Source organism: Burkholderia pyrrocinia, from assembly GCF_018417535.1.
Classification (GTDB): Bacteria; Pseudomonadota; Gammaproteobacteria; order Burkholderiales; family Burkholderiaceae; genus Burkholderia; species Burkholderia pyrrocinia_E.
Window position 1 is genome coordinate 3,266,927 of record NZ_CP070977.1, and the last position, 26,425, is coordinate 3,293,351.

Genomic DNA, 26,425 nt, shown 5'->3' on the forward strand with positions numbered 1-26,425 from the left:
GTGGTCGGTTACGACGAACGGGCCGCGTCGGCCCGCATGCGCAGGAGCTTCGCGGCGTGTTCATCGGAGTCGCGCTGTTCGCGCCGGGCGTCGCGCTGCGCTTCCTGCGCGACGCCGCGCGCCTGCAGGATTTCATACGAGCCGACGGTGCGTTTCTTCTGTTGCCAGTTCGGGCGTGCTTCGTCGATGCGGACTTCGGCCGCGGCCAGCACGTTGCGCTGCTGCGCGATCGCCGCGTCGAGCGTGTCGATGAACGCCTGGAAATTGCGCCAGTTGCCGGCCGGCATCCCGTTCTGCGCGGATTGCGCGAAGCGCGCGTGGTATTCGTCGCGATAGCGCAGCAGCGCGTCGAGCTGCTCTGCGGCCGAGGTGCGGTCGCGCTGCGCGGTACCGAGCTGCTTCGCGGCCGTGTCGAGGTCTTCCTGCGCGCGGTCGAGCAGCAACTGAAGGGGAAAGCCGGGAGCCATCGTGATCAGCCTCCGTAAGCATCGAACAGCGCATCGAGCCCGGCGAGGCTCGACGCGAACGGCGCGCATTCGCGAAAGCCCTGTTGCAGGAACGCCTCGATGCGCGGATAGAGCGCGATCGCGCGGTCGAGCTGCGCGTCGCGTCCGGGGGCGTACGCGCCGACCGCGATCAGGTCGCGATTGCGCTGGTAGCGCGACAGCATCTGCTTGAACTGCCGCACGTGGTCGAGATGCGTTTCGTCGATCAGCGCGGTCATCGCGCGGCTGATCGACGCCTCGATGTCGATCGCGGGATAGTGGCCGGCCTCGGCGAGCGTGCGCGACAGCACGATGTGGCCGTCGAGGATCGCGCGCGCCGAATCGGCGATCGGGTCCTGCTGGTCGTCGCCTTCGGTCAGCACCGTGTAGAACGCGGTGATCGAGCCGCCGCCTTCGGGCCCGTTGCCGGTGCGCTCGACGAGCGCGGGCAACTTCGCGAACACCGACGGCGGGTAGCCCTTCGTCGCGGGCGGCTCGCCGATCGCCAGCGCGATCTCGCGCTGCGCCATCGCGTAGCGCGTCAGCGAATCCATCAGCAGCAGCACGTGCTTGCCCTGGTCGCGGAAATACTCGGCGAGCGACGTCGCGTAGGCCGCGCCCTGCATCCGCAACAGCGGCGACACGTCGGCCGGCGCCGCGACGACGACCGAGCGCGCGAGCCCGTCTTCGCCGAGGATCTGTTCGATGAATTCCTTCACTTCGCGGCCGCGTTCGCCGATCAGCCCGATCACGATCACTTCCGCGCTCGTGTAGCGCGCCATCGTGCCGAGCAGCACCGACTTGCCGACGCCGGAGCCCGCGAACAGGCCCATCCGCTGCCCGCGGCCGACGGTGAGCAGCGCGTTGATCGCGCGCACGCCGACGTCGAGCACGTGGTGGATCGGTTCGCGTTCGAGCGGATTGATCGACGGCGCCGACAGCGGCGCATCGACCTTCGACGCGAGCGGGCCGAGGCCGTCGAGCGGGCGGCCCGACGCGTCGACGACGCGCCCGAGCATCTCCCAGCCGACCGGCAGCCGCTTCGCGCCCGCGAGCGGATCGGTGACGGGCGCGCTTTCGCGCGGCCACACGCGCGCGCCGGGCAGCACGCCGGCGACGTCGGTGGTCGGCATCAGGAACAGGCGGTCGCCGGCGAAGCCGACGACTTCCGCTTCCGCGTGCGGCAGCGTGCTGCCGGGCGGCAATTCGATCGTGCATTCGGCACCGACCGACAGGCGCAGCCCGATCGCCTCGAGCACGAGGCCCGCCGCGCGCGTGAGGCGCCCGCACGGCCGCAGCGGCAGCGCGCGGTGGCTGCGCGCGGCGAGCCCGTTCAGGTGCGTGCGCCAGTGCGCGAGATGCGGATTGTGCGGCGCGCGCGGCGTGGTGCCGGATGCGGCGGCCGCTGCGTGCGGCTTCGCGTCGTGTGCGGTGTCGTGTGCGGCAGCGGGGCCGAACGATGCGAGCGCGAGCTCGCGTTCGAGCGGCGTCATGCCGTCATGCGCGAGCGATTCGGGCGGCCGCGTCACCACGTGCTCACCTTGCCGATCGCGGCGGCGACGCGCTGCCAGCGCGTGGGCAGCGTCGCGTCGACCTCGCCGGTCGCGGCGTGCGCGCGGCAGCCGCCGCGCTCGATCGACGCGTCGGTGCGCACGTTCCAGCCGAGCGTATCGAGATCGTCCTGCAGATAGGCTTCGACGACGGGCAGGTCGGCCGGATTCACCGCGAGATGCGGCGCGCCGGACAGCGCGGGTTCGGCCGCGAGCACGTCGCGCACGGCCGCGACGAGCGCGGCCGGGTCGTGTTTCACGTGCTGGCGCACGACCTGCTGCGCGATGTCGAGCGCGAGCTGCGCGATGTCGGACGCGAGATCGTGCTCGGCGGTCGACACGGCCTCGCGGAACGACGCGGCGAGCGCCGCGAGCTGCGCGGCTTGTTCGCGCGCATCGGCCTGGCCGGCCTCGAAACCCTGTTCGCGGCCCTGCTCGAACCCGGCCTGGTAGCCGAGCGCCTGGCCTTCGACGTGGCCGGCCGCACGGCCTTCGGCGTGCGCGGCGTCGCGCACGCGCTGCAGTTCCTCGGCGAGCGCGGCGGCGGCCGCTGCCGCGTCGTCGGTCGGCGGCGGCGGCGGCGGGTCGAACGACGCCATCTCCCACCGCTGGTAGGCGGTGAGGGTGCCCGCGCGATCGCTCGCCGAATCAGACATACGCGTCTTCCGCCTTGCCGCCGATCACGATCTGGCCGCTCTCGGCGAGGTTGCGCACGATCTGCAGGATGCGGCGCTGCTGCGTCTCGACTTCGGACACGCGCACCGGGCCGCGCGCGTCGAGATCCTCGGCGAGCAGTTCGGCGGCGCGCTGCGACATGTTCGCGAGGAACTTCTGGCGCAGCGCGGGCGGCGCGCCTTTCAGCGCGACGATCAGTGTTTCCGACTCGACTTCCTTCAGCACCATCTGGATCGCGCGATCCTCGAGTTCGAGCAGGTTCTCGAACACGAACATCTGGTCGACGATCTTCTGCGCGAGATCGGCGTCGTACTGGCGCACGCTTTCGAGCACGCCTTCCTCGTGCACGCTCGTCATGAAGTTCAGGATCTCGGCCGCGGTGCGGATGCCGCCCATCGGGCTGCGCTTCAGGTTGTCGCTGCCGGACAGCAGGCCGGTGAGCACGTCGTCGAGCTCGCGCAGCGCGGCCGGCTGGATGCCGTCGAGCGTCGCGATCCGCAGCAGCACGTCGTTGCGCAGCCGCTCGGTGAAGCACGACGCGATCTCGGACGCCTGGTCGCGGTCGAGGTGCACGAGGATCGTCGCGATGATCTGCGGATGCTCGTTCTTGATCAGTTCGGCCACGGCGCCCGAGTCCATCCACTTCAGGCCCTCGATGCCGCTCGTGTCGCTGCCCTGCAGGATGCGGTCGATCAGCACGCCGGCCTTGTCCTCGCCGAGCGCCTTGGTCAGCACCGAGCGGATGTACTCGCTCGAATCGAGTGACAGCGCGGTGTGCTGCTCGGCTTCCTTCACGAAGTCCTGCAGCACGTCCTCGACCTGCTCGCGCGTGACGTTCTTCAGCGCGGCCATCGCGGCGCCGATCTTCTGGACCTCGCGCGGCGCGAGGAACTTGAATACCTGCGCGGCCTCTTCCTCGCCGATCGACATCAGCAGCAGCGCGCTCTTGGTCAAGCCTTCAGCGTTCATCGGACACCCAGTTCTTCACGACGGTGGCGACGATCTTCGGATCCTGGCGGGCGATCGTGCGCGCGTAGTCGAGGTTGCGTTCGTAGCGGTTCTTCTCGTTCTCGAAGCCGAGCAGCAACGAGTCGGCTTCCTCGGTCATGACCGGCGCCGGCAGGCCGTCGAGCACGACCGGATCTTCCGGCGCCGCGAGCGCCGGCGCGACCGGCTCGGCCGGCGGGAACGCGCGGCGCATCGCCGGGCGTACGAACATGAAGTAGAGCGCCGCCGCGGCCGCCGCGATGCCGAGCCATTTCGCGGCTTCCTTCGCCATCGCGATCATGTCGGGCTGGCGCCACCACGGCAGGTCGGCGTACGGGTCGCTCACGGTCGAGAACGCGCTGTTCACGACGTTGACCGAGTCGCCGCGCTTCTCGTCGTAACCCATCGCGTCCTTCACGAGCTGCTCGACCTGCGCGAGCTTCGCGGGCGGCAGCGGCTGCATCGTCACGTGGCCCTTCGCGTCGGCGATCGGCTGGTAGTTGACGACGACCGCGACCGACAGCCGCTTCACGCTGCCCATCGGCTGTTCGAGATGGCGGATCGTCTTGTCGACTTCGTAGTTGGTCGTCTGGTCCTTGCGGTCGCTGACCGGCGTCGTCTGCGGCGCATTCTGGCCGTTGCCGGCGACGACCGGCGCGGAAGCCGGCTGCGGCGGCGTGTTCGACAGCGCGCCCGGCACGCCCGACGCGCCGCCCTGCGCGAGTTCGGTCGCGCTGCTGGTCTGCTGGCTGCGGATTGCGGCCTGCTGCTGCGTGCCGTTCGGGCCATAGCTTTCCGACGTCTGCTCGATCTTCGAGAAATCGAGGTCCGCGCTGACCTGCGAGCGCGCGTTGCCGGCGCCGAAGATCGGCACGAGGATCGCGTCGATGCGCTTCTGCGTGTTGTGCTCGACCTGCTGCACGTACTTGAGCTGGCTCGCGTCGAGGCCCGACGCCGAAGCCGGCTGGGTCAGCAGGTTGCCGTCCTGGTCGACGATCGTCACGTTCTTCGCGGGCATGTCGGGCACGCCGGACGACACCATCCGCGTGATCGCCTGGACCTGGCCCTCGTCGAGCACGCGGCCCGGGTAGAGGTCGACGAAGACCGACGCGCTCGGCGCTTCCTTGTCGCGCACGAATACCGACGGCTTCGGGATCGCGAGATGCACGCGTGCGCTGCGCACCGCGTTGATCGATTCGATGGTGCGCTGCAGCTCGCCTTCGAGCGCGCGCTGGTAGTTGACCTGTTCGGCGAACTGGCTGATGCCGAATTTCTGGTTGTCCATCAGCTCGAAGCCGACCGAGCCGCCCTTCGGCAGCCCCATCGCGGCGAGCTTCAGGCGCGTTTCATGCACCTGGTTCGACGGCACGAGGATCGCGCCGCCGGCATCGGCGAACTTGTAGGGAACGTTTGCCTGCTGGAGCGCGGTAATGATCGCGCCGCCGTCGCGGTCCGACAGGTTGCTGTACAGCACGCGGTAGTCGGGCGTGCGGCTCCACAGCACGAGCGCGGTAATCGCGGCGATCGCGAACGCGACGGCGATCAGGAACGGCAGCTTCGGGTTGCCCTTCATCCGCGAGATGCCGGGAATGCGTTCCGCGAAGCCGCCGAGCCCGAAGTCCGCGCCGGCGACGCCCGCGCCCGGCAACGCGGCGGCCGCGGCGGCGCCGGGCGCCGGGCTGGCGAGGCCCGCGCGGGCGTCGGGGTTGATCAGCGAGTTGGCCTGCGAATCCATGCGTCGAGTTTCTCCGGAGCGGGACGACTGAGCTCGCTCGGACGAGCGGGCGGACAATGACACGATGCGATTATCGTGACCCGGGCCGGACTCCGATCGACCGAAAAGAGCGGGGTTTCCCCCGTACTTTCTCGGCTTTGCCGCGCGGCGCGCTGCTATCCTTTTTCGCGATCCGGTATGGTGCGCGTGGTGCGGCGCCGGCGGAAACGCCCGGTGCGTCCGGGTCTCTTCTCTTATGTCTGGGGACAGCATGGCTGCGAACGTCAGCGGAATCGGTTCGGTGTTGCAACAGATGCAGTCGATGGCCGCGCAGGCGTCGGGCGGCGTCGCAAGCCCGACGGCGGCGCTTGCCGGCTCGGGCGCGGCGACGGCCGGCACGTTCGCGAGCGCGATGAAGGCGTCGCTCGACAAGATCAGCGGCGACCAGCAGCACGCGCTCGGCGAGGCGCAGGCGTTCGAGGTCGGCGCGCCGAACGTGTCGCTGAACGACGTGATGGTCGACATGCAGAAAGCCAACATCGGCTTCCAGTTCGGGCTTCAGGTCCGCAACAAGCTAGTGAGCGCTTACAACGACATCATGCAGATGTCGGTGTGACGCGACGGGCATCCGGGGACGGCCAACCGGCGACGGCCTCCGGGCTTGCCGGGCAGGGCCGGCGGGCCGGCATCCCGGGTCCGGCGGCGGCCCCGCGCGCCTAAAGCTTTTCAAATCCCTTCCGATAACTCCGGAGAAGGCCGCGTCGTGCGATGCACGGCGGCGGCTCCCGTATAGCCAAGGCATGACAAGGAGAAGCGCATGTTTTCCCCAGGACACGCTGGAGCCAGTGCTTACGCGCGTGTCGGCGTCGAGACGGGGGTGATGGGCGCCTCCCCGCACCGGCTGATCGCGATGCTGTACCAGGGCGCGCGGCAGGCGATCGCGCTGGCGCGCATGCATCTGCAGCAGGGCAACGTGTCCGCGCGCGGCGAAGCGATCGGCAAGGCGATCCGGATCGTCGAGAGCGGCCTGCAGGCGTCGCTGAACCGCGACGTGGGCGGCGAGATCGCGGGCCGGCTCGACGCGCTGTATGCGTATATCGGCCGGCGCCTGCTGGAAGCGAACGCGCAGGCGAGCGACGCGATGCTGGTCGAGGTCGACGGGCTGCTCGCCACGCTCGAGGAAGCATGGACGGGCATCGCCCCGGAAGTCGCGCGGATGGCCGCGCAACAGGCAGTGGAAGCAGCACGATGAATCTCAAGGCCGAATACTTCGCGCGTTACGAGGCGCTCGCGGCCGTGTCGGGCCGGATGCTGTGCGCCGCGCGCGGCGCCGACTGGAGCGCGTTGCCGGGGTTGCAGGCCGAATTCATGCAGCTCGTCGCCGGACTGAAGGAAGCCGATCCGGGCGTCGCGCTCGACGAATCGGATCTCGGCCGCAAGCTCGACCTGATTCGCCGCATCCTGGCCGACGACGCCGCGATCCGCGATCTCGCGAGCCCGGACGTCGCGCGGCTGTCCGCGCTGTTCGAGGCGCGGCGCTCGACCAAGGTATTGACCGACCTCTACCGCGCGCGCGGGTAGGGCCCGTTTTCCGGGGCGACGGGCGCGGAGTGCCCGCACCCGTTGCCGCATGCGGCACGCGCGCTATTCCCGCGGGCGGCACTGGCGTGCCGCGCCCGGATTCGCAACGATGTGGCTGAGGTGAGCAGGCTCCGATCATGACCGGTATCGACTCCGTTGCAGCCGCGCTGCTGGCGAGCCGTCTCGACAGCCTGCTGACCGGCACCGTATCGGCGCCCGCCGGCGGCGGCGCGACCTCGCAGGTCGGCACGCCGGGTACCGGTGCGTCGTCCTCGCCGCCGGCCGGCGGCCAGCCCGCCGCGCCGCAAGCCTCCACACAGACCGCGCTGTCCGATGTCGGGCGCGTGCTCGACGCGATCTCGCGCGCGGGCGGCGACGCGACGCCGGCGATCGCCGGGCGTGCGCCGCTGCTGGCCGATCCCGCCGTGCTGCTGACCGATACGGCCGTGCCGGCGCGTGCGCCGGCCGCGTCCGATCCGGCGGCGTCTTCCACGCCTTCTTCCGCCGCGGCGGCGCGCGAAACGACCGCGCTGCCGCCGGTCGCAGCGTTGCGCGCAGCGCTCGCGCAGGCCGTGAGCGAGAGCGGCCTCTTCTACGAATCCCATCTGGCGCAGTGGCTGGCCGGCCAGCGTCCGCTCGCGGCGCTGATGCGCGAGCCGCAGGCGCGCCTGACGGCCGCGCTCGCGCCGGCCGACCCGGGTGCCGCGCAGCACGATTCGACCGACGTGCTCGACGAACTGCTCGCGCAGCGCCCGCCGCTGCCGGCGACCACGCGGGCGACCGCGCAGGCGGGCACGCCGGCCCAAGGCGGCGCGCCCGCTCGCGATTCCGCGCAGGCGTGGCCGGCGGCCGCCCGGCAGGGCGCGTCGCTGCCGCCCGATACCGTCGATCCGCTCGGCGCGCACGCCGACCCGCGCTGGACGCCGGCGCGTGCCGAGCTGGCTGCCGCGTCGTCCGATCCACCGGCGCAGACGCTCGCCACCGTACACCCGGCCGCCGTGCCGCTCGTCAGGCAACAGCTCGACGCACTCGCGACCGACCAGTTCCGCTGGACCGGCGAGGCGTGGCCCGGCGCGCGGCTCGACTGGACGATCGAACCCGACGATGCGGGCAGCCGCGCGCCGGGCGGCGGCGACGACACGGGTGACGGCATCGCATGGCGCACGCGCCTGACGCTGACGTTGCCGTCGCTCGGTACGGTCGACGCGGAGCTGGTGCTGAACGGCGCGCAGCTTGTCGCGCGGCTGCGTGCGAACCAGACGGGTGCCGACCGTCTCACGCGGCACGAGGCCGCGCTGCGGCAGCGGCTCGAGGGATCGGGGCTGCGGGTGGGCGGGCTGTCGATCCGCGCGGTCGATGACGGGCCGGACGGCTTCGACCTGTTTGCCGCGCAGGCCGCCGCCACCGCGTATGCGCGCGGTGCGGCCGGCGGGCCGGGCACGCGCGTGCCGGGCGCCGACGACGAGGTGCCGCAATGAGCATGACGTCCCGCAAGCGCGCGGCCGCGCTCGTCTACGACCCGAAAGGCGGCGATGCGGCGCCGCGCGTGGTCGCGAAGGGCTACGGCGTGCTCGCCGAGATGATCGTCGCGCGCGCGCACGATGCGGGGCTGTACGTGCATACCGCGCCGGAGATGGTGTCGCTGCTGATGCAGGTCGACCTCGACGACCGGATTCCGCCGCAGCTTTACCAGGCCGTCGCGGATCTGCTTGCGTGGCTGTACGCGCTCGATCGCACCGAGCCCGGGCCGGACGACGCCGCGCCGCGCTTTCCGCTGCCGCCGCTGCGCTGAACGGCGCGCCATCGCGCGTCTGCTTACGAAATGCTGTCTCGGTCTTGTGGAGTCATTCGGCCGGCATTTGTCGTCTATTTGTCGATATTTGAATGCAACGTGCCAGCTTCGCCCGTATTTCTTCGCTCATCGAGCCCGCCGCCGCGTAACCGGACGGATTGAGCCGGCATTCGATTTGTGTAATGATATCCATTCTCATTTTCATGTTGCTCGGGCGGCGTGCGATCTCTGCGCGCCGCCCGTTGTTTTGAACGAATGGATACTTTCGCGTGAACGCGCCCGAAACGATCAATCCGCCGCAAGCACGCGTCACCGTGCTGCGCCCGACGGCCCGCCCGCTGACCGACGACGAACTGGCCGCGCGCCGCCAGCGCTCGCGCCGCGCAACCTTCATCAAGTGGCTGCGCAAGGTGCACGGCTGGGTCGGCCTGTGGGGCGCGGTGCTCGGGCTGCTGTTCGGCGTGACGGGCGTGCTGCTGAACCATCGCGCGCCGCCGCTGAAGATCCCAACCGGCGAGCCGCAGGTCGAGCAGATGCAGATCGCGCTGCCCGATCCGGTGCCGAAGACACCCGCCGCGATGACGAAATGGCTGCAGCAGGAATTGCATTTCGACGGCCGGCCCGGCCGCATCCGCAAGGAGCCTGCGCAGGCCGTCGCGTGGGGCGACCAGCGCGTGATGCAGCCCGAGCACTGGCAGTTCGGCCTGTTCGGCCCGCACCAGAACCTGCAGGCCGAATACTGGGTTGGCAACGGCTACGTATCGGTGAAGCGCACGGACAACACGTTCCTGACGACGCTGAACAACCTGCATCGCGGCGTCGGGATGAACCTCGGCTGGGTGCTGCTGATGGACACGATTGCCGGCTCGCTGATCCTGCTGTCGCTGACGGGCGTGCTGTTGTGGACCGAGCTGAACAAGCGCCGCACGGTCGGCGTCGTGCTGGTGGTCGGTTCGGTCGCCGCGGCGCTTGCCGCCGGCCTGACCTGATCGACGATCGCGCCGGCCCGCCGCCGGCGCGAACCGATTCGTCCGATTCGTCCGGTTCGGCCGCTTCTGCCGCTTCTGCCGCTTCTGCCGCGCATCCGGCGCGGCAGAAGCGGTTGGCCGGTCCGGATCAGAGGCCGCAGGCCGCGCCGCTGTTCGCCGCGATTTCTCGCGCGGCCTTTGCGCCTTCGACCTGCAGGATCGTCGGCAGCGACACGTTGTTCTTCGCGGCGGTGATCTCGGCGAGGATCGAGATCGCGATTTCCGGCGGCGTCCGGCTGCCGATGTAGATGCCGGCCGGCCCGTGCAGCCGGCCCAGTTCCGCTTCGTTCAGGTCGAACTCGCGCAGCCGCTCGCGCCGCGCCGCGTTGTTGCGCCGCGAGCCGAGCGCGCCCACATAGAACGCGGGCGTCTTCAGCGCCTCCATCAGCGCAAGATCGTCGAGCTTCGGATCGTGCGTGAGCGCGATCACGGCCGAGCGCGCATCGAGCTTCATGTCGAGCACCGTATCGTCGGGCATCGTGCGCACGACGCGCGCGCCCGGCACGTCCCACGCATCCGTGTATTCCTCGCGCGGATCGCACACCGTCACCTGGTAGTCGAGCCCGACCGCGATCTGGCACAGATAGCGCGACAACTGGCCGGCGCCGATCACGAGCATCCGGTAGCGCGGCCCGTGGATCGTCACGAGCCGCTCGCCGTCGAACGCGAGCCCGTCGGCCGCCTGCGCGGGCGACAGCGCCGCGCGGCCGGTCGCGAGCGTCATCGTGCGCGTGACGAGGCGGCCGGCCTCGACGTCCGCGCACAGCGCGGCAATCCCGCTGTCGCGCGTGAGCGGCTCGAGCACGAGCTGGATCGTGCCGCCGCACGGCAGCCCGAAGCGGTGCGCTTCCTCGGCCGTCACGCCGTATTTCACGGCTTCCGGGCGCGCGTCGGCGGCGATCCCGCTTGCATGCACGCGGGCGATCAGGTCGTCCTCGATGCAGCCGCCCGACACCGAGCCGACGACGAGCCCGTCGTCGCGCACCGCGAGCGTCGCGCCTTCGGGGCGCGGCGACGAGCCCCACGTCTTCACGACTGTCACGAGCAGCACGCGGCGGCTTTCTTCGATCCAGCGCGCGCTCGTCTTCAGCACGTCGAGATCCACACTTTCCATCGTCGGTTTCCAGTTGCAGGACGGGCCTGGCGGTCCGTCATTCGATGGCGGGATTATGAACCGCCCGGCGCAAGCGTGCAGGAGGGGGGCGAGCAGGGAGGCCGCGACGCGGGAAAGAGGGGAGGCGCGGACGGCGGGCGCGCCATCCGAAGGCGGGACCAGTGGCGGAGCCGGTCGGCGCGCCGCCCCGGCCGGTCCGGGCGAGGTGCGCTGGTGCGTTGCCGGGCGGGCGCATCCGCCCGGCGGCGCGATCCGTCAGAGCGATCCCAGGTACTGCGTCAGGTTGCGAATGTCGGTGTCGTACGCGCTCGACGAGCCGAGCTCGACGCCGCCGCTACGCACGTAGTACTCGAACGGCACGGAGCGGGTGCCGAAGAACGGCAGGAAGTTGTCCGGCTGCAGCGTCGTGCCGTTCAGGCCGATTGCCCAGTTCCTCGACTTGTACAGCTCGAGATCGCGGATCGTCGCGTTGACCGCGTTCGTCTCCGATGCGCGAATCGCGGCGATGTGGTGTGTCAGCGTCTCGATGTTCGCCTGGTATGCGCTCGGCTCGCCGATCGAAACGCCTCGCGCGCGCACGTAGTAGCTGAAAGGCAGGTTGCGTTCGGTGAAGAAGGACAGGAAACCATCCGGCGCCAGCGTATCCCCGTTCAGCCCGATCGCCCAGTTCCTGCTCTGATAATCCTTGAGCTCGCCGATCGTCTTGTTGGCGGCGTTGATTTCGACCTTCGCCGTGACGTTAACCAATGTATTGCTCATGACGGACCTCTCAGGTTCTTGTTGAACTTCGGACAGGTGCTGCAACATGCCTCCGCATGGAGGCAATTCAAGGCAAACGGCCGGATTATCCGATTTGAATCGGGTCGAATGAAAATGGGCTGAATAATTCGTTTATTGGCGCTGCCGAGAATTCCAGTTATTGGAAATTAATTTCAATGAAGTCGGCCGTGTGGCGCCGTGCGACGTGGGCAGCGCAAGGCCCGGCCGCGCGAGGCCAAGCGGGTGTGTGCGTGTGGTCGAACTGAATACTAGGTTGGCCGCTTAAAGAGATCAACGTCGGCTGGACAATTTTTTTTCGCCATTAATTTGAATTCAGTGGAATTGCATGATGCGTCGATTAATTCAACGCGATGCATCGAATCTGCCGGTATTCGGGAAATCGGCCTGAAAGAATCGAAACCGCCGCGCGGATCGTTGCGCGTTTCGCAGCAACGCGGCGGCGCGATCAGGGGAAGGAGGTGAAGGCGCGGGGCCGGCATCCGACCCCGCGGGAGTGCACCGTGCCGCGTGCGGCACGGTGGCGTTCAGTGCGCCTGCTGGCCGTGCGCGAGCTTCGAACGGCTGCGCGAATACGCGAAGTAGATCACGAGGCCGATCACGAGCCACACGGCGAACGCGATCCACGTGACGGGCTGCAGGTTCAGCATCAGGAACAGGCACGACGCGACCGCGAGGATCGGCACGACCGGCACGCCCGGGCAGCGGAACGCGCGCGGCAGGTCCGGGTGCGTGCGGCGCAGCACGAGCACCGCGATCGACACCATCGAGAACGCGGCGAGCGTGCCGATGTTGATCAGTTCGGCGAGCACGTTGAGCGGCACGAGCGCGGCGATCAGCCCGAAGAACAGGCCGACGAGCCAGGTCGTCAGGAACGGCGTCGCGTAGCGCGGATGCACGCGCGACAGCGTCGCCGGCAGCAGGCCGTCGCGCGACATCGCGAAGACGATGCGGGTCTGGCCGTAGCTCATCACGAGGATCACGGTCAGCATGCCGAGCACGGCGCCGAGATCGATGAAGCCCGCGACCCAGTTCTCGCCGGCGGCCTGCAGCGCGTACGAGATCGGGTGCGAGATGTTCGCGTACTGCGCCGACGGCACGATGCCGGTCGCGACCGCGGCGACCGTCACGTACAGCACCGCGCACACCGCAAGCGACGCGATGATGCCGATCGGCAGGTCGCGTTTCGGATTCTTCACTTCCTCGGCCGCCGACGACACCGCGTCGAAGCCGATGAACGCGAAGAACATCACGGCCGCAGCTCCGAACACGCCGTTCCAGCCGTGCGGCATGAACGGCTTCCAGTTCGCCGGCGTCACGTGGAACACGCCGACCGCGATCACGAGCAGCACGACCGACACCTTGATGAATACCATGATGTTGTTGATGCGGGTCGACTCGCGGATGCCGATCGACAGCAGCGTCGTGATCACGACCATCACGAGGAACGCAGGCAGGTTGAACCACGTGACGACGCCGGGCACCGCGCCGGGTGCGGCCGTCAGCACGGTCGGCAGCGTGAGGCCGAAGCCCTGCAGCAGCGACTGCAGGTAGCCGGACCACCCGACCGACACGGCGGACGCGGCGAGCCCGTATTCGAGCATCAGGTCCCAGCCGATGATCCACGCGACGAGTTCGCCGAGCGTCGCGTACGAATACGTGTAGATCGAGCCGGCGACCGGAATCGTCGATGCGAATTCCGCGTACGACAGCGCCGCGAGGCCGCAGGCGATCGCGGCGATCACGAACGACAGCATCAGCGCGGGGCCGGCCTGCACGGCGCCGGTGCCGGTCAGCACGAAGATGCCGGTGCCGATGATCGCGCCGATGCCGAGGAAGGTGAGGTCGATCGCGCCGAGCGCTTTCTTGAGCCCGGCGGCGTGCGCGCCGGCGATCATGCGATCGACGTTTTTCTTGCGGAAGAGAGACATTGCGGATGAATTGCCAGCGCGCGCGAGCGCGGCGACGCTGACTGAGTGAAAACCCGTAATTTTAGCCGATCTGGCGAACAAGACCCGCTGCGACGCAGCGGCGCGTTGCGGAATCGTCCGATAAAACAAGCGCTTGCGCGAGAAAGGGGGCTGTTGAAGGCGACGCGGCGCGCGCCGCGCCGTTGGATCGGGTGAATCAGGCGCCGGCCGCGGGCGCCATGTCGACGAGCCGGTTGCTCATCACGTAGAACGTGAGCTCCGCGTTGTTCGACAGCCGCATCTTCTCGAGCAGCCGCGACCGGTACACGCTCACCGTCTTCACGGACAGCGACAGCGTGTTCGCGATGTCGGTGAGCCGCTTGCCCGATGCGAGCATGCAGAGCGTCTGGTATTCGCGGTCGGACAGTTTCTCGTGCGGCAGCGGCTCGTTCTCGAACGACACGTATTCGGCGAGCGCCTCGGCCATCGCGGGGCTCACGTACTTGCGGCCGGCCGCGACCTGCTGGATCGCGCCGATCATCTGCGCGGCGTTGACCGTCTTCGACAGGTAGCCGGAGGCGCCGGCCTTCAGCGCGCGCACCGCGTACTGGTCCTCGCGGTACATCGAGAACATCAGCACCGGCGTGCGCGACAGCTTGCGCTTGAGGCGCTTGAGCACCTCGATGCCGTTCGTGTCCGGCAGCGAGATGTCGAGCAGGATCACGTCGAATTCCTGCCGGTCGACGGCAGCCATCGCGTCGCCGCCGGTCTCGGCCTCGGTGACGTCGCGCGCGATGCCGCGGTCGATCAGCAGTTGGCGGATCCCTTGCCGGACGATCGCGTGATCGTCCACGAGCAGGATGTTCAGGCTCATGACGACCTCACGAAAGCGACGCGCGGCGTGCCGCGACGGGCACCGCGAGCAGCGAATCCCACGCGAAGCGCGCGGTGACGCGCGTGCCGTGGCCGGTTTCCGGCGTGGCCGTCTCGAAGCTGCCGCCGAACGCTTCGCAACGGGCGCGCATGCCGGCGAGGCCGTAGCCGGTGCGACGGCTCCGGGCGAAACCGGTGCCGTCGTCGGCGACAATCAGTGACAGATGGGTGCCGTCGGTGACGATCCGCACGTCGACGGACGCCGCGCGTGCGTGCTTCGCGACGTTCGACAGCGCTTCCTGTGCGACGCGGAACACCGCGAGCGCGCTGGCGCCGGCAATCTGCGTCAGGCGCGCGTCGGCCGCGCACACGAAGCTGGTGCGCAGGCCCGTGCGCGTGGCATGGCTGTCGACCCACGACGACAGCGCGCCGACCACGCCCGCGTCGAGCGCCGGTGTGTTGCGTTCGTCGATCAGCCGGCGATTCGCGTCGGTCGCGGCGTCGAGCGCCTGCTGCGCAAGTTCCAGCGCGCGCAGGCAGCCGTCCGGCGCATCGGCCGGCAGCCATGTTTGAACGTTTGCGAGCGCGAATCGCGCGGCGGTGAGTTCGGCGCCGAGTCCGTCGTGCAGCTCGCCGGCCAGATGGCGGCGGGCGGCTTCGTCGGCGGCCAGCAGTTGGGCGGATAGCGCCGCGATGCGCGCGGCGGACGCGGCGCGTTTCGACGCGGCTTCGGCACTGGGCGGAGTAGCGGCGCAGTCATGCACGTGTTGCCGCGACGGGAACGGGGCGTGGGCGCCCGAGGGCGCGTTAAGCGACGTATCCATGACTCTCCCTGCTGTCAGAAAGCGGTTCAGACACCGGCTGGCTGCGTGGAACGGCTGCCGTTTCGATGACGGTCGCCGCCAGGGAGTCGCCCCATGCCGAGGTAACAAAAGTTACATTTAGTAACATCTGCATCCGACCCTTCAACACGCATCCGAACGGCAACCACGCGCGCCGAATAATATCTCAAAAACTCCGTAAAAGTCATGTCGGGCGGACATTTAAGGGTAAATGTGAATAATCGGGATGAACCTGTTGTAGGAAAAACACTGACACCCAAGCACCGGGCGATGACGTATCGAAATGTAACTATTTGAGATGAGATGGTCCCAGTTTGTTACGAATTCGCCAAGTGGGGACGAAAAAAAACCGGAGCTTTCGCTCCGGTTCTTGATGCGGCGCAAATTTCGGGGACTGATCAATCCACGAATGCGCGCTCGATCACATAGTGGCCCGGCGCGCTGTTCTTGCCTTCGACGAGGCCGGCCTGCTTCAGCAGGTCGGTCGTGTCCTTCAGCATCGCGGTGCTGCCGCACAGCATCACGCGGTCGTTTTCCGGCGAGAACGGCGGGACGTCGAGATCCGTGAACAGCTTGCCCGTCGCGATCAGGTCGGTGATCCGGCCTTCGTTGTCGAACGCTTCGCGCGTGACCGTCGGGTAGTAGACGAGCTTTTCCTTGATGATGTCGCCCAGGTACTCGTGGCCCGGCAGGTCGTGCTTGATGTAGTCCATGTACGCAAGCTCGCCCTTCAGGCGGCACGTGTGCGTGAGGATCACCTTGTCGAAGCGGTCGTAGATGTCCGGATCGCGGATGATCGACATGAACGGCGCGAGGCCCGTGCCCGTCGACAGCATCCACAGCGTCTTGCCCGGCAGCAGGTTGTCGGCGACCAGCGTGCCCGTCGGCTTCTTGCCGATCAGCACCGTGTCGCCCACCTTCAGGTGCTGCAGGCGCGACGTCAGCGGGCCGTTCTGCACCTTGATGCTGAAGAATTCGAGATGCTCTTCGTAGTTCGGGCTGACGATCGAGTAGGCGCGCGCGAGCGGCTTGCCGTCGACCTCGAGGCCGACCATCGTGAATTCGCCGTTGTTGAAGCGCAGGCTCGCCTCACGGCTGCAGGTGAAGCTGAAAAGCGTGTCGGTCCAGTGGTGGACGGATTGGACGGTGGCGGTGTCGTATTTGCTCATGGCTTTGAAAACGGACGCGCGTAGCGAACGCGTGTAACGGGCCCAAAAATGGGCAAAAAAAACCGAGTGCGACGGCCCGATCGCGGATCGGCCGGCCGGCGCGTCGGACACGCGCCTTCTCGATGACAGACGATTGACGAACTGGTTATTTTACCCTGTTGGCGCTGATCGCGGGCTTGACCCCCGCAGTTGCGCGGATTTGGCGCAACGAATTATTTCAATCTGCTTTCACCGATCGGCTGCGAGTTTGGCGCCGAGGCCGACGAGCGCGACGCCGCACAGCGCGTCGAGCGGGCGCCGTACACGCCGGTAGCCGCGCTGCGCGCGCGGGCTCGCGAACAGGTACGCGACGCACGAATACCAGCCGGCCGACAGCACGCCGATCGTCACCAGTACCGCGCCGTTGAACCACAGCGGCACATGCGCGGGCAGCATCGCCGCGAATACGCTGGTCCAGAACGCGCACGATTTCGGGTTCGTCAGGCAGGTGAACAGGCCGCTGCGATAGGCGCGCAGGTAGTCGCGCGCGTGCGGTGCGGCCAGCGGCGCGCGTTCGTCCGGTGTGTCGGCCGGCGCCGCGTCGCGGCGTACGCCCGAGCGCAGCAGCTTGAAGCCGAAATACACGAGATACACGGCGCCGCCGATCCGGATCGTCTCGTACAGCCATTCGACCTGGTGCAGCACGGCCGCGAGGCCGAGCATCGCGAGCGTCGCCCACGCGACCGACGCGGTGCCGACACCGAGCGCCGACGCGGCGCCGAGGCTGCGCCGCCCCGCGAGCGACAGTTGCGAAATCATGAAGAAATTCGGGCCGGGCGTGATCGCCGCGACGAGATAGACGACGGCGATTTGCAGCAGGATCGGAAGGTAGGTCATGGCGGCGCGGGCCGGCGGCGGCTCGGTGGCGGGATGGGCAAGCCGTTAATGTAGCAGCGCGCGCCGCGCGGCCGCGCTTGCGGCGGATCGCAATCGAGTCGCGATCGAGACCGTTATTGCGGGTCGAGGCGCAGGCGCGCGATGTACGGCAGGTGGTCCGACAGCCACGCGGCCTCGCCGGACGGTGCGCGCCATTCGAGCGGCGTCAGGCCGCGCACGAACATCTTGTCGAGCGCGAGCGCCGGCGAGAACGCGGGGAACGTGCGGCCCGATTCGCCGAGCAGCGTCGCGACCTCGGACATCCCGATCTCGCCGAACAGCGCGACCGAATCGTTGCGCCAGTCGTTGAAGTCGCCGGCGAGCATCAGCGGGCCGTCGCCGGCATTGCGCACGATCCAGTGCGCGATCCAGTGCATCTGGCGCAGCCGCGCGGCGCGCGTGAGCGCGAGGTGTGCGCACAGCAGCGTGACCGGGCGCGCGCCCGCGAGCGTCGCGCGTGCGACGAGCAGCCCACGGCGTTCGAAGCGGTGCGCGGAGATGTCCCAGCGGCCGCCGAGGTCGAGCGGATGCGGCGACAGGATCGCGTTGCCGTGCCGCCACGACGGCTTGAACACGTTCGGCCCGAGCGCGATCTGCCAGTCGAGCGCATGCGCGATCTCGGTGGCCTGGCAGTGCCACACGTCGTCGACCGCGTCGTCCATCGGCACGCCGAAGCCGGGCGCGAGCATGGGGCGCGGCATGCGGCGCGCCATCGCTTCCTGCAGGAAATACACGTCGGCGTGCGTCGACTGCATCCAGTTGCGCATCGCGTTCCATGCGGTGAAGCCGAGCGGCGAGCGGCCCTTGTGCAGGTTCCAGCTCACCGCGGTGATTTCGTCGGGTGCGGCGTGCGGTTCGGCGAACGGCAGGGACAGGGCATCGGCGGACATGTCGCTCAGTCCTTCGCGACGTGCGCCCGCACGCGGTACACGAGGTGCGGGTGCTGCTCGACGAGCGTCCAGTCGGTCCACGCGTCGCTGCCGACCGACAGGCCGGGGTGGCTTGCGACGATCTGCCGCGGCGATGCGGGCACGCACGGATCGCTGCGCGTCGCGCTTTCGTCGTCGAGCGTTTCCTGCACGTCGAGCGCGAGCGACACGGTGTTCGCGCCGGCATCGACGGCGAGCGGCGCGACCGTCACCGAGCGCGAGCGCTCGGTCGGCACGACGCGCGCGGCGTTGCCGCAGCCGACGGGCACGGCGGACGGATAGCGATGGGTATCGGTGCGGGTCTGACCCACGGTGGTGCGCTGCTGGAACGTGTCGATCGTCTGACCGTCGCGCGCCACCTGGATCTCCCACGCGACGGAGGCCGGTGCGGGGCTCTGCGCATGGGCGGCGAGCGCGACGCTCGCAAGCAGGACGGCCAGGCCGTGTTTCAGCATGAAACGTCTCCGGAAACGCGGGATAGCGGGGAACGGACGCACATCTTACGCCCGATCGATTTCGATCGTGATGTGACAGGACGCGCCGCGACAGGTTCGCCGCGCGGTGCGGTCCTGTCCGAAAGGTAGGTGCGCGTCACGCGTTTTCAAGCGAAAAAGCGCGTGAATTCGGCGACGGGCGCACGCTCGGTGACGAGGCGATTCTCGATCGCGTCCGGGTCCGCATGGCCGAGCGACATGCCGCAGACAAATTGTTCGTTGGCGGGAATGCCGAGGTGTTCGGCGACGATCCGGTGAAACGGCACGAACGCGGCCTGCGGGCAGGTATCGAGCCCGCGTGCGCGCGCGGCCGTCATCACACCCTGCAGGAACATCCCGCAATCGAGCCACGCGCCGTGCGTCATCACGCGGTCGAGCGTGAAGAACAGCGCGACCGGCGCATCGAAGAAGCGGAAGTTGCGCGCGTGCTGCGCGTGCATGCGCGCCTTCTCGTCGCGGCCGATGTTCAACAGCCCGTACAGGTCCCAGCCGACCTTGCGGCGCCGGTCGATATACGGCGACACCCATTCGCGCGGGTAGTAGTCGTACTCGGCCACATATTTCTCGTCGCGCGCGGGATCGTCGTGGGCCCGCGGTGAGCGCGGCGGCGAGCGCATCGCGCGTGGCGCCCGTCGCGACGTACACGCGCCACGGCTGGATGTTGGTGCCCGACGGCGCGCGGCTCGCGGCTTCGAGGATCGCCTCGAGCGTGTCGCGCGGCACGGGCGTCGGCAGGAACGCGCGGATCGCGCGGCGCGACAGGAGCGCCGCGTCGACGGCGCGGATTGCATCGGCGTCGATGCGCGGGGATGCAGTGGGGACGGACATCGGCAAACCCTTCGGGACGAAAGCGGACGCGCCGCGCGCAGCGGCGCGGGCGAGGCCGCGCAGGTCGGCAGCGCGGCCGGTGAATTGTCGATCATACGCCGCACCGTCCGCGGCTGCAGCGCGCGGCGGGTGTTAGCAGCAGACGCACACGGCTGCTTGCTTGCGCGCGGGTACGGGACCGCTACACTGAAATCGTAAGGGTCTGATGGTTGTGCGACAGCAAGCGGCAGCGAGGTTGGTATGACGACGGCGATGGTGAAACAGGAACTGGCGGTGGCGTCCTTCAGCACGGTGTACGACCTCGAGCAGGTCGAGACGGCGCTGAGCGACCTGAACGAGAGCGCGAGCGATGCGCTGCGCGCCACCTACGAGAGGATGCTCAAGACGGGGAATCTGCGTTTTTGCGTGAAGCCGAACCGGATGCCGTCGTTCGACGCGCTCGGCGACGCGCTGCCCAATTTCACCGAGCCGCTCGACGACGTGCGCAAGCAGGTCGCGCTGTGCCTCGAAACGGACGACCGGCTCGAACTGATGCCGATCCTGCTGCTCGGGCCGCCCGGCATCGGCAAGACGCATTTCGCGAAGGCGCTCGCGCAACTGCTCGGCACCGCGTACCACTACGTGCCGATGAGTTCGCTGACGGCCGGCTGGATCCTGTCGGGCGCGTCGTCGCAGTGGAAGAACGCGAAGCCCGGCAAGGTGTTCGATGCGCTCGTGAACGGCAGCTACGCGAACCCGGTGATCGCGGTCGACGAGATCGACAAGGCCGGCAGCGATGCGCAATACGATCCGCTCGGCGCGCTGTATGCGTTGCTCGAGCACGACACCGCGCGCGCGTTCATCGACGAATTCGCGGAAGTGCCGATCGATGCGGGCAACGTGATCTGGGTCGCGACCGCGAACGACGCGCAGGCGATTCCGGAGCCGCTGCTCAACCGGATGAACGTGTATGAGATCGCGCCGCCCGATGCGGCCGGCGCGCGCCGGATTGCGCAGACGATCTACGACGAGATCCGCACGTCGCACGCGTGGGGGCGGCGCTTCCCCGAGACGCTTGGCGACGACGCGCTCGACGTGCTGGCCGCGACGCCGCCGCGCACGATGCGCCGCGCGCTGCTGCACGCATTCGGCGCCGCGCGGCTCGACGGCCGCGACGCGATCGGGCCGCACGACATTCGCGCCGACGAGGGCGCGGCGAAGCGCAGGCCGATCGGCTTCTGAACCGGCGGCGCGCGCACGCCGTGCGCCGTGCCGTCGCGATGCAAATACAGATGCGTTCGGCAAGCGGATGAACCGGGACGTACAATTCCTTTCTCTCCCCTCGACGCGCTAGCGGCGCGAAAAGTCATGGAGCAGATGGATTGTGTAGTGATCGGCGCGGGCGTCATCGGCCTTGCGATTGCGCGCGAACTGGCCGCACGCGGGCGGGACACGCTCGTGCTCGAGGCCGCCGATGCGATCGGCACGGGCACGAGCTCGCGCAACAGCGAAGTGATCCACGCGGGGCTCTACTATCCGCGCGGTTCGCTGAAGGCGATGTCGTGCGTGCGCGGCCGCGATCTGCTGTACGAATTCTGCGACACGCATCACGTGCCGCACCGGCGCGCGGGCAAGCTGCTCGTCGCGACGAGCGCCACGCAGGTGAAGCAGTTGAAGGCGATCGCCGTGCGCGCCGCCGAAAACGGCGTGCTCGACCTGATGCCGCTCACGCGCGTCGAGGCGCAGACGCTCGAACCCGCGCTCGAATGCGTGGAGGCGCTGTTCTCGCCGTCCACCGGCATCGTCGACAGCCACCAGTTGATGCTCGCGCTGCTCGGCGACGCAGAGCGCGAAGGCGCCGTGTGCGCGCTGAAATCCCCGGTCGAGTCGATCGACGTGCTGCGCGGCGGGCGCTTCGTCGTGCGCACGAGCGGCGACACGCCGACCGAGATCGAGGCCGCCTGCGTGATCAACAGCGCGGGCCTCGGTGCGCAGGCGCTCGCACGCCGCACGCGCGGCCTCGACCCGCGCTGGGTGCCGCCGCTCTATCTCGCGCGCGGCAATTATTTCAGCCTGTCGGGCCGCGCGCCGTTCTCGCATCTCGTCTACCCGATGCCCGACCGCGCGGGGCTCGGCGTGCACCTGACGCTCGACCTCGCCGGGCAGGCGCGCTTCGGCCCGGACGTCGAATGGTGCGATTCGCTGCGCTACGAAGTCGATCCGGCGCGCGCGGGCGCGTTCTACGCGTCGATCCGCGCGTACTGGCCGGATCTGCCCGACGGCGCGCTGCAGCCTGCGTACGCGGGTATCCGGCCGAAGGTCGCGGGGCCCGGCGAACCGCCGGCCGACTTCATCGTGCAGGGTGCCGCGCAGCACGGCGTGCGCGGGCTCGTGAACCTGTTCGGCATCGAGTCGCCGGGGCTCACCGCGTCGCTCGCGCTCGCGCAGCGTGTCGGCGAGATGACCGCTTACGGCTGACGCGCCGGTGCGCGTCGCACCGTGTGAAATCCCTTATTTCCGGCATTTCGACGCGCACATTTGTTCGCTTGAGCGTTATTCTGTTGAACGGCTGTCGCCAGAACAGCTTTCAAACCGATAACGTTGGAGCGAGTCCCCCATGAAAACATCCCGTCGGAGTTTCCTGATTTCGAGCGTTGGCGTCGTGTCCGCGCTGGCGCTGTCGCGCGAAGCGCTGGCCGATGCGCCGATGCTGTCGGAAACGGATCCGACCGCGGTGGCGCTCGGCTACAAGGCCGATGCCACGAAGGTCGACAAGGCGAAGTACCCGAAATACGCAGCGGGCCAGGATTGCGCGGCCTGCATGCTGTACCAGGGCAAGAAGGGTTCGGCTGCGGGCCCGTGCGGCGCCTTCCCCGGCAAGCAGGTGTCGGCGAAGGGCTGGTGCAGCGCATTCTCGAAGATGGGTTAAGGTCCATGCGGCATCGTGCGATGCCGCAATGTGGCGAAAACCGCAAAACGCCCGCCGTCGAAAGACTGCGGGCGTTTTTATTGCTTGAAAACGGTTCCGTCGCTTTCTACACTCGCTGCAAACCAGCGTGCGGCGATACACCGCGCGCGGCGCCGCGCCGCCCGACACGGCGCATTCACGAGGATGAGGACGCATGGCGACGATTGCGAATTCAACGAAATCGATCCGGCCCGAGCGTGCGCTGAACCGGCGCGCAGTCGCGGCTGCCGTGATCGGCAACGCGCTCGAGTGGTACGACTTCACGGTGTTCGGCTTCATGACGGTCGTGATCGCCGAGCTGTTTTTCCCGACCTCCAGTGAATATTCGTCGCTGCTCCTGACCACCGCGACGTTCGGCGTCGCGTTCTTCATGCGCCCGATCGGCGGCATCGTGTTCGGGCTCTATGCGGACCGCGCGGGCCGCAAGGCCGCGCTGTCGCTCGTGATCCTGCTGATGACGGCCGGCATCTTCCTGCTCGCGATCGCGCCGCCCTATGCGGCGATCGGCATCGGCGGCCCGATCCTGATCGTGTTCGCCCGCCTGCTGCAGGGCTTCTCCGCGGGCGGCGAATTCGGCAGCGCGACGGCGCTGCTGATCGAGGCCGCGCCGTTCTCGAAACGCGGTTTCTACGGCAGTTGGCAGATGGCGAGCCAGGCGGCCGCGCTGCTGATCGGCGCGCTCGTCGGCGCGGCCGTCACGCGCGGGTTGTCGCACGACGCGCTGCATAGCTGGGGCTGGCGCGTGCCGTTCATCCTCGGGCTCGTGATCGGCCCGATCGGCTTCTATATCCGCCGCCATCTCGCCGATTCCGAAGCGTTCCTGCACGCGCAGCAGAGTGCGCGCCGCGCGACGCTCGGCGAAGTGTTCACGCGCCATCCGCGCGAGGTGCTGTGCGGGCTCGGCTCGGTGATCGCGCTGACGGTGACGATCTACGTGCTGATCAGTTATCTGCCGACCTTCGCGGTGAAGCAACTGAAGCTGCCGTACGCGGAATCGTTCTACGCGGTGATCATCGGCAACCTGCTGCTGATGGTGCTGTCGCCGGTCGCGGGCGCGTGGTCGGACCGCATCGGCCGCAAGGGGCTGTCGCTGTGGTCGCTCGTGCTGACGCTCGCGCTGATGTATCCGCTGTTCGCGTGGCTCGACGCGGCGCCGAGCATCGGGCGGCTGATCGCGGTGCAGGCCGTGCTGTCGGTGACGCTTGCCGGCTATTACGGGCCGTTCGGCGCGATGATCGCCGAACTGTTCCCGGCCAACGTACGCTCGACCGGGCTGTCGATCGCGTACAACGTCGCGGTGATGCTGTTCGGCGGCTTCGGGCAGTTCATCGTCACGTGGCTGATCAAGGTCACGGGTACGCCGCTGGCGCCCACCTACTATGTGATGGCCGGGCTTGCGCTGTCGATCGTCGCGGTCGCGTTCGTGCCCGCCCGCAGCGCCGACCTCGACGCGCCGGCGTGACAGCATGACAGCATGACAGTATGAAGACCGTCATCGGATCGTTTCGCAAAACGCAATGATGTGCGACCAGACGCGGGAAACGGCGCGCGGACCCTTCGCGTTCGCGCCCGAATTGTTTAGTCGTCGAACGAAACTTGCGCGGGATGAACGAAACTGTCGCTCGCGCGCGTTGTCGCATTTTTTATCCGCGTCAAACATCGGCAAAAACCCGCGCGGGCGCGTCTGGAAGAGTTTTTTCTCCAGCTTGTTGCCGCATCGCTAGCTCAAGTAATATCCGCGTACGCCGGCCCCTGGCGGGGCCGGCTCCGATCTGGAGACCTGGAGGAAACATGGAATACAACCGTCTGTTGCACACCCTGCGTGTTACCGCCATTGCAGGCGTGGCAGCGGCATCGCTCGGCGTCGCGGGTTCTGCATTCGCACAGATCCCGAACAAAACGCTCGTCTACTGCTCAGAAGGCAGCCCGGCGGGTTTTGATTCCGCGCAATTTACGACCGGCGTCGATTTCACCGCCGCCACGTTTACCGTTTACAACCGTCTCGTCGAATTCGAGCGCGGCGGCACGAAGGTCGAGCCGGGCCTCGCCGAGAAGTGGGACGTGTCGTCCGACGGCAAGGTGTACACGTTCCACCTGCGCCACGGCGTGAAGTTCCACACGACCGACTTCTTCAAGCCGACGCGTGAATTCAACGCGGACGACGTGCTGTTCACGTTCCAGCGCATGCTCGACCCGAACCAGGCGTTCCGCAAGGCGTACCCGGTGTCGTTCCCGTACTTCACCGACATGGGCCTCGACAAGCTGATCACGAAGGTCGAGAAGGTCGATCCGTACACCGTGAAGTTCACGCTGGCCGAGCCGAACGCGCCGTTCATCCAGAACATGGCGATGGAATTCGCGTCGATCTTGTCGGCCGAATACGGCGACCAGCTGATGAAGGCCGGCAAGGCTGCCGACATCAACCAGAAGCCGGTCGGCACGGGCCCGTTCATCTTCCGCAGCTACACGAAGGACGCGACGATTCGTTTCGACGGCAATCCTGATTACTGGAAGAAGGGCGAAGTGAAGCTGTCGAAGCTGATCTTCTCGATCACGCCGGACCCGGGCGTGCGCGTGCAGAAGATCAAGCGCAACGAATGCCAGGTGATGAGCTATCCGCGTCCGGCCGACATCGCGACGCTGAAGGCCGATTCGGGCGTCGACATGCCGTCGCAGGCGGGCTTCAACCTCGGCTATCTCGCGTACAACGTGGAGCACAAGCCGGTCGACAGGCTCGAAGTGCGTCAGGCGCTCGACATGGCGATCAACAAGAAGGCGATCCTCGAATCCGTCTACCAGGGTGCGGGCCAGGCTGCTACCGCACCGATGCCGCCGACCCAATGGTCGTACGACAAGAACCTGAAGATGGCCGCGTTCGACACCGCGAAGGCGAAGGCGCTGCTCGCGAAGGCCGGCTATGCGAACGGTTTCGAGATCACGCTGTGGGCGATGCCCGTGCAGCGCGCGTACAACCCGAACGCCCGCCTGATGGCCGAGATGATCCAGGCCGACTGGGCGAAGATCGGCGTGAAGGCGAAGATCGTCACGTACGAGTGGGGCGAGTACATCAAGCGCGCGCACACGGGTGAGCAGGACACGATGCTGATCGGCTGGACGGGCGACAACGGCGATCCGGACAACTGGCTCGGCACGCTGCTCGGCTGCGAGGCGATCAAGGGCAACAACTTCTCGCACTGGTGCTACAAGCCGTTCGACGAGCTGGTCCAGAAGGGCCGCACGACGACGGGCCAGGACGCGCGTACGAAGCTCTACACGCAGGCGCAGCAGATCTTCGCGCAACAGCTGCCGTTCTCGCCGGTCGCGAACTCGACGGTCTACCAGCCGGTGCGCAAGAACGTGGTCGACATGCGCATCGAGCCGCTCGGCTATGCACGCTTCGACGGTGTCGGCGTGAAGTAATACGACCGGCGTAAGCTGTCTACGAAGACCGAGACCGGTAAGGGCCTGTTCACGCTAATAACGGGCTTGCGCTGGTCGCCAGACGGGCTGAGCGCAAGGAATGCGACGAAGCGAATACTCGACGTATTCGCAAGGAGCATGACGCCGCGCTCGGCCCGTCTGGCGACCAGCCCCACGAATGATTTTTTGGAAACAGGGGAACGTGTCTTTCCGCCCGCATTGCGGCGTCGATCGTCGCTTGTTTGGCTCGGCCAAACGGCGCTCCTCGCTCCTTGCACTGCGAGCGGAAAGACACGTTCGCAAGCCCGTTATTAGCGTGAACAGGCCCTATTCATCCGGCGGCGGGAGGCCACGAGCTTCCCGTCGCCGGTCGCACATTTCCCACAAGAAAATAC

At 68.0% G+C, this 26,425-nt stretch carries 25 protein-coding genes and 1 pseudogene; 11 read left to right on the top strand and 15 right to left on the bottom strand.

The window, feature by feature from the left end; all coding sequences use genetic code 11:
- Positions 1–8: 8 nt before the first annotated feature.
- The 5 genes from fliJ to fliF are packed head-to-tail and all read right to left on the bottom strand — an operon-like array spanning position 9 to position 5,432.
- The gene (gene fliJ, locus JYG32_RS15160) at positions 9–467 is read right to left on the bottom strand and encodes a flagellar export protein FliJ (protein ID WP_213263976.1); all 459 of its coding nucleotides are present in this window, start codon (positions 465–467) and stop codon (positions 9–11) included.
- 5 nt (positions 468–472) lie between these two features.
- Positions 473–2,017, bottom strand: coding sequence for a flagellar protein export ATPase FliI (gene fliI / locus JYG32_RS15165; RefSeq protein ID WP_213263977.1), 1,545 nt, complete (start codon positions 2,015–2,017; stop codon positions 473–475).
- Entirely contained in the window at positions 2,011–2,691 is a 681-nt protein-coding gene (fliH, locus tag JYG32_RS15170) for a flagellar assembly protein FliH (protein WP_213263978.1), read from the bottom strand. The genes fliI and fliH overlap by 7 nt, the downstream gene beginning before the upstream one ends.
- Positions 2,684–3,679 (bottom strand): flagellar motor switch protein FliG, encoded by a 996-nt coding sequence (fliG, locus tag JYG32_RS15175; RefSeq protein ID WP_213263979.1) that lies wholly within the window; start codon positions 3,677–3,679, stop codon positions 2,684–2,686. The genes fliH and fliG overlap by 8 nt, the downstream gene beginning before the upstream one ends.
- On the bottom strand, positions 3,669–5,432 hold the full coding sequence (gene fliF, locus JYG32_RS15180; protein ID WP_213263980.1) for a flagellar basal-body MS-ring/collar protein FliF: 1,764 nt from the start codon (positions 5,430–5,432) through the stop codon (positions 3,669–3,671). Before fliF ends, fliG begins: the two co-directional genes overlap by 11 nt.
- Before the next feature lie 250 nt (positions 5,433–5,682).
- Here fliF and fliE point away from each other — a divergent pair, with 250 nt between their 5' ends.
- From fliE to JYG32_RS15210, 6 genes are all read left to right on the top strand, one after another.
- On the top strand, positions 5,683–6,027 hold the full coding sequence (fliE, locus tag JYG32_RS15185) for a flagellar hook-basal body complex protein FliE (protein WP_069257816.1): 345 nt from the start codon (positions 5,683–5,685) through the stop codon (positions 6,025–6,027).
- Positions 6,028–6,228: 201 nt separating this feature from the next.
- Positions 6,229–6,663, top strand: coding sequence for a flagellar export chaperone FliS (gene fliS / locus JYG32_RS15190; RefSeq protein ID WP_213263981.1), 435 nt, complete (start codon positions 6,229–6,231; stop codon positions 6,661–6,663).
- On the top strand, positions 6,660–6,992 hold the full coding sequence (locus JYG32_RS15195; protein ID WP_213263982.1) for a flagellar protein FliT: 333 nt from the start codon (positions 6,660–6,662) through the stop codon (positions 6,990–6,992). The genes fliS and JYG32_RS15195 overlap by 4 nt, the downstream gene beginning before the upstream one ends.
- Positions 6,993–7,129: 137 nt before the next feature.
- The gene (locus JYG32_RS15200) at positions 7,130–8,470 is read left to right on the top strand and encodes a flagellar hook-length control protein FliK (protein WP_213263983.1); all 1,341 of its coding nucleotides are present in this window, start codon (positions 7,130–7,132) and stop codon (positions 8,468–8,470) included.
- A complete protein-coding gene (locus JYG32_RS15205; RefSeq protein ID WP_128849050.1) occupies positions 8,467–8,784 on the top strand; it encodes an EscU/YscU/HrcU family type III secretion system export apparatus switch protein in 318 nt (105 codons plus the stop codon). Before JYG32_RS15200 ends, JYG32_RS15205 begins: the two co-directional genes overlap by 4 nt.
- A 269-nt stretch (positions 8,785–9,053) precedes the next feature.
- Positions 9,054–9,773 (top strand): PepSY-associated TM helix domain-containing protein, encoded by a 720-nt coding sequence (locus JYG32_RS15210; protein WP_174383881.1) that lies wholly within the window; start codon positions 9,054–9,056, stop codon positions 9,771–9,773.
- Between the two features lie 127 nt (positions 9,774–9,900).
- On the opposite strand, the gene JYG32_RS15215 is transcribed toward JYG32_RS15210, so the two are convergent.
- From JYG32_RS15215 to JYG32_RS15260, 10 genes and pseudogenes are all read right to left on the bottom strand, one after another.
- A complete protein-coding gene (locus JYG32_RS15215; RefSeq protein ID WP_213263984.1) occupies positions 9,901–10,926 on the bottom strand; it encodes an XdhC family protein in 1,026 nt (341 codons plus the stop codon).
- Positions 10,927–11,181: 255 nt separating this feature from the next.
- Entirely contained in the window at positions 11,182–11,685 is a 504-nt protein-coding gene (locus JYG32_RS15220) for a hypothetical protein (protein WP_213263985.1), read from the bottom strand.
- A 545-nt stretch (positions 11,686–12,230) separates the two neighbouring features.
- Positions 12,231–13,634 carry an amino acid permease gene (locus JYG32_RS15225; RefSeq protein ID WP_174383878.1) on the bottom strand — a complete coding sequence of 468 codons (1,404 nt, stop codon included), beginning with the start codon at positions 13,632–13,634 and terminating at the stop codon, positions 12,231–12,233.
- Positions 13,635–13,830: 196 nt separating this feature from the next.
- Positions 13,831–14,487 carry a response regulator transcription factor RqpR gene (rqpR, locus tag JYG32_RS15230; protein ID WP_174383877.1) on the bottom strand — a complete coding sequence of 219 codons (657 nt, stop codon included), beginning with the start codon at positions 14,485–14,487 and terminating at the stop codon, positions 13,831–13,833.
- Between the two features lie 7 nt (positions 14,488–14,494).
- Positions 14,495–15,310 carry a quorum system sensor histidine kinase RqpS gene (gene rqpS / locus JYG32_RS15235; protein ID WP_174383876.1) on the bottom strand — a complete coding sequence of 272 codons (816 nt, stop codon included), beginning with the start codon at positions 15,308–15,310 and terminating at the stop codon, positions 14,495–14,497.
- Between the two features lie 416 nt (positions 15,311–15,726).
- Positions 15,727–16,497 (bottom strand): ferredoxin--NADP reductase, encoded by a 771-nt coding sequence (locus tag JYG32_RS15240; protein WP_096471990.1) that lies wholly within the window; start codon positions 16,495–16,497, stop codon positions 15,727–15,729.
- A gap of 228 nt (positions 16,498–16,725) precedes the next feature.
- Positions 16,726–17,373 carry a LysE family translocator gene (locus JYG32_RS15245; RefSeq protein WP_174383874.1) on the bottom strand — a complete coding sequence of 216 codons (648 nt, stop codon included), beginning with the start codon at positions 17,371–17,373 and terminating at the stop codon, positions 16,726–16,728.
- Positions 17,374–17,486: 113 nt separating this feature from the next.
- Positions 17,487–18,302 (bottom strand): endonuclease/exonuclease/phosphatase family protein, encoded by an 816-nt coding sequence (locus JYG32_RS15250; RefSeq protein ID WP_174383873.1) that lies wholly within the window; start codon positions 18,300–18,302, stop codon positions 17,487–17,489.
- Between the two features lie 5 nt (positions 18,303–18,307).
- Positions 18,308–18,796 carry a hypothetical protein gene (locus tag JYG32_RS15255; protein WP_213263986.1) on the bottom strand — a complete coding sequence of 163 codons (489 nt, stop codon included), beginning with the start codon at positions 18,794–18,796 and terminating at the stop codon, positions 18,308–18,310.
- Between the two features lie 146 nt (positions 18,797–18,942).
- Positions 18,943–19,663: pseudogene (locus JYG32_RS15260) on the bottom strand (nitroreductase).
- A gap of 240 nt (positions 19,664–19,903) precedes the next feature.
- Between JYG32_RS15260 and JYG32_RS15265 the strand changes: the two are divergent.
- From JYG32_RS15265 to JYG32_RS15285, 5 genes are all read left to right on the top strand, one after another.
- Positions 19,904–20,884, top strand: coding sequence for an AAA family ATPase (locus JYG32_RS15265; protein ID WP_213263987.1), 981 nt, complete (start codon positions 19,904–19,906; stop codon positions 20,882–20,884).
- Positions 20,885–21,010: 126 nt separating this feature from the next.
- Entirely contained in the window at positions 21,011–22,120 is a 1,110-nt protein-coding gene (locus tag JYG32_RS15270; protein WP_213263988.1) for an NAD(P)/FAD-dependent oxidoreductase, read from the top strand.
- Between the two features lie 139 nt (positions 22,121–22,259).
- On the top strand, positions 22,260–22,571 hold the full coding sequence (locus JYG32_RS15275; protein WP_174384062.1) for a high-potential iron-sulfur protein: 312 nt from the start codon (positions 22,260–22,262) through the stop codon (positions 22,569–22,571).
- A gap of 193 nt (positions 22,572–22,764) precedes the next feature.
- Positions 22,765–24,072: an MFS transporter gene (locus tag JYG32_RS15280; protein ID WP_174384061.1), complete on the top strand. Its 1,308-nt coding sequence runs from the start codon at positions 22,765–22,767 to the stop codon at positions 24,070–24,072.
- 329 nt (positions 24,073–24,401) lie between these two features.
- Entirely contained in the window at positions 24,402–26,030 is a 1,629-nt protein-coding gene (locus tag JYG32_RS15285) for an ABC transporter substrate-binding protein (RefSeq protein WP_213263989.1), read from the top strand.
- The last annotated feature ends 395 nt before the right edge of the window (positions 26,031–26,425 follow it).

Coding starts and splice junctions, on each gene's coding strand:
- fliJ (WP_213263976.1), bottom strand. CDS start 467: ATGGCTCCCGGCTTTCCCCTTCAGTTGCTGCTCGACCGCGCGCAGGAA.
- fliH (WP_213263978.1), bottom strand. CDS start 2,691: ATGTCTGATTCGGCGAGCGATCGCGCGGGCACCCTCACCGCCTACCAG.
- fliG (WP_213263979.1), bottom strand. CDS start 3,679: ATGAACGCTGAAGGCTTGACCAAGAGCGCGCTGCTGCTGATGTCGATC.
- fliF (WP_213263980.1), bottom strand. CDS start 5,432: ATGGATTCGCAGGCCAACTCGCTGATCAACCCCGACGCCCGCGCGGGC.
- fliE (WP_069257816.1), top strand. CDS start 5,683: ATGGCTGCGAACGTCAGCGGAATCGGTTCGGTGTTGCAACAGATGCAG.
- fliS (WP_213263981.1), top strand. CDS start 6,229: ATGTTTTCCCCAGGACACGCTGGAGCCAGTGCTTACGCGCGTGTCGGC.
- JYG32_RS15195 (WP_213263982.1), top strand. CDS start 6,660: ATGAATCTCAAGGCCGAATACTTCGCGCGTTACGAGGCGCTCGCGGCC.
- JYG32_RS15200 (WP_213263983.1), top strand. CDS start 7,130: ATGACCGGTATCGACTCCGTTGCAGCCGCGCTGCTGGCGAGCCGTCTC.
- JYG32_RS15205 (WP_128849050.1), top strand. CDS start 8,467: ATGAGCATGACGTCCCGCAAGCGCGCGGCCGCGCTCGTCTACGACCCG.
- JYG32_RS15215 (WP_213263984.1), bottom strand. CDS start 10,926: ATGGAAAGTGTGGATCTCGACGTGCTGAAGACGAGCGCGCGCTGGATC.
- JYG32_RS15220 (WP_213263985.1), bottom strand. CDS start 11,685: ATGAGCAATACATTGGTTAACGTCACGGCGAAGGTCGAAATCAACGCC.
- JYG32_RS15225 (WP_174383878.1), bottom strand. CDS start 13,634: ATGTCTCTCTTCCGCAAGAAAAACGTCGATCGCATGATCGCCGGCGCG.
- rqpR (WP_174383877.1), bottom strand. CDS start 14,487: ATGAGCCTGAACATCCTGCTCGTGGACGATCACGCGATCGTCCGGCAA.
- rqpS (WP_174383876.1), bottom strand. CDS start 15,310: ATGGATACGTCGCTTAACGCGCCCTCGGGCGCCCACGCCCCGTTCCCG.
- JYG32_RS15240 (WP_096471990.1), bottom strand. CDS start 16,497: ATGAGCAAATACGACACCGCCACCGTCCAATCCGTCCACCACTGGACC.
- JYG32_RS15245 (WP_174383874.1), bottom strand. CDS start 17,373: ATGACCTACCTTCCGATCCTGCTGCAAATCGCCGTCGTCTATCTCGTC.
- JYG32_RS15250 (WP_174383873.1), bottom strand. CDS start 18,302: ATGTCCGCCGATGCCCTGTCCCTGCCGTTCGCCGAACCGCACGCCGCA.
- JYG32_RS15255 (WP_213263986.1), bottom strand. CDS start 18,796: ATGCTGAAACACGGCCTGGCCGTCCTGCTTGCGAGCGTCGCGCTCGCC.
- JYG32_RS15265 (WP_213263987.1), top strand. CDS start 19,904: ATGACGACGGCGATGGTGAAACAGGAACTGGCGGTGGCGTCCTTCAGC.
- JYG32_RS15270 (WP_213263988.1), top strand. CDS start 21,011: ATGGAGCAGATGGATTGTGTAGTGATCGGCGCGGGCGTCATCGGCCTT.
- JYG32_RS15275 (WP_174384062.1), top strand. CDS start 22,260: ATGAAAACATCCCGTCGGAGTTTCCTGATTTCGAGCGTTGGCGTCGTG.
- JYG32_RS15280 (WP_174384061.1), top strand. CDS start 22,765: ATGGCGACGATTGCGAATTCAACGAAATCGATCCGGCCCGAGCGTGCG.
- JYG32_RS15285 (WP_213263989.1), top strand. CDS start 24,402: ATGGAATACAACCGTCTGTTGCACACCCTGCGTGTTACCGCCATTGCA.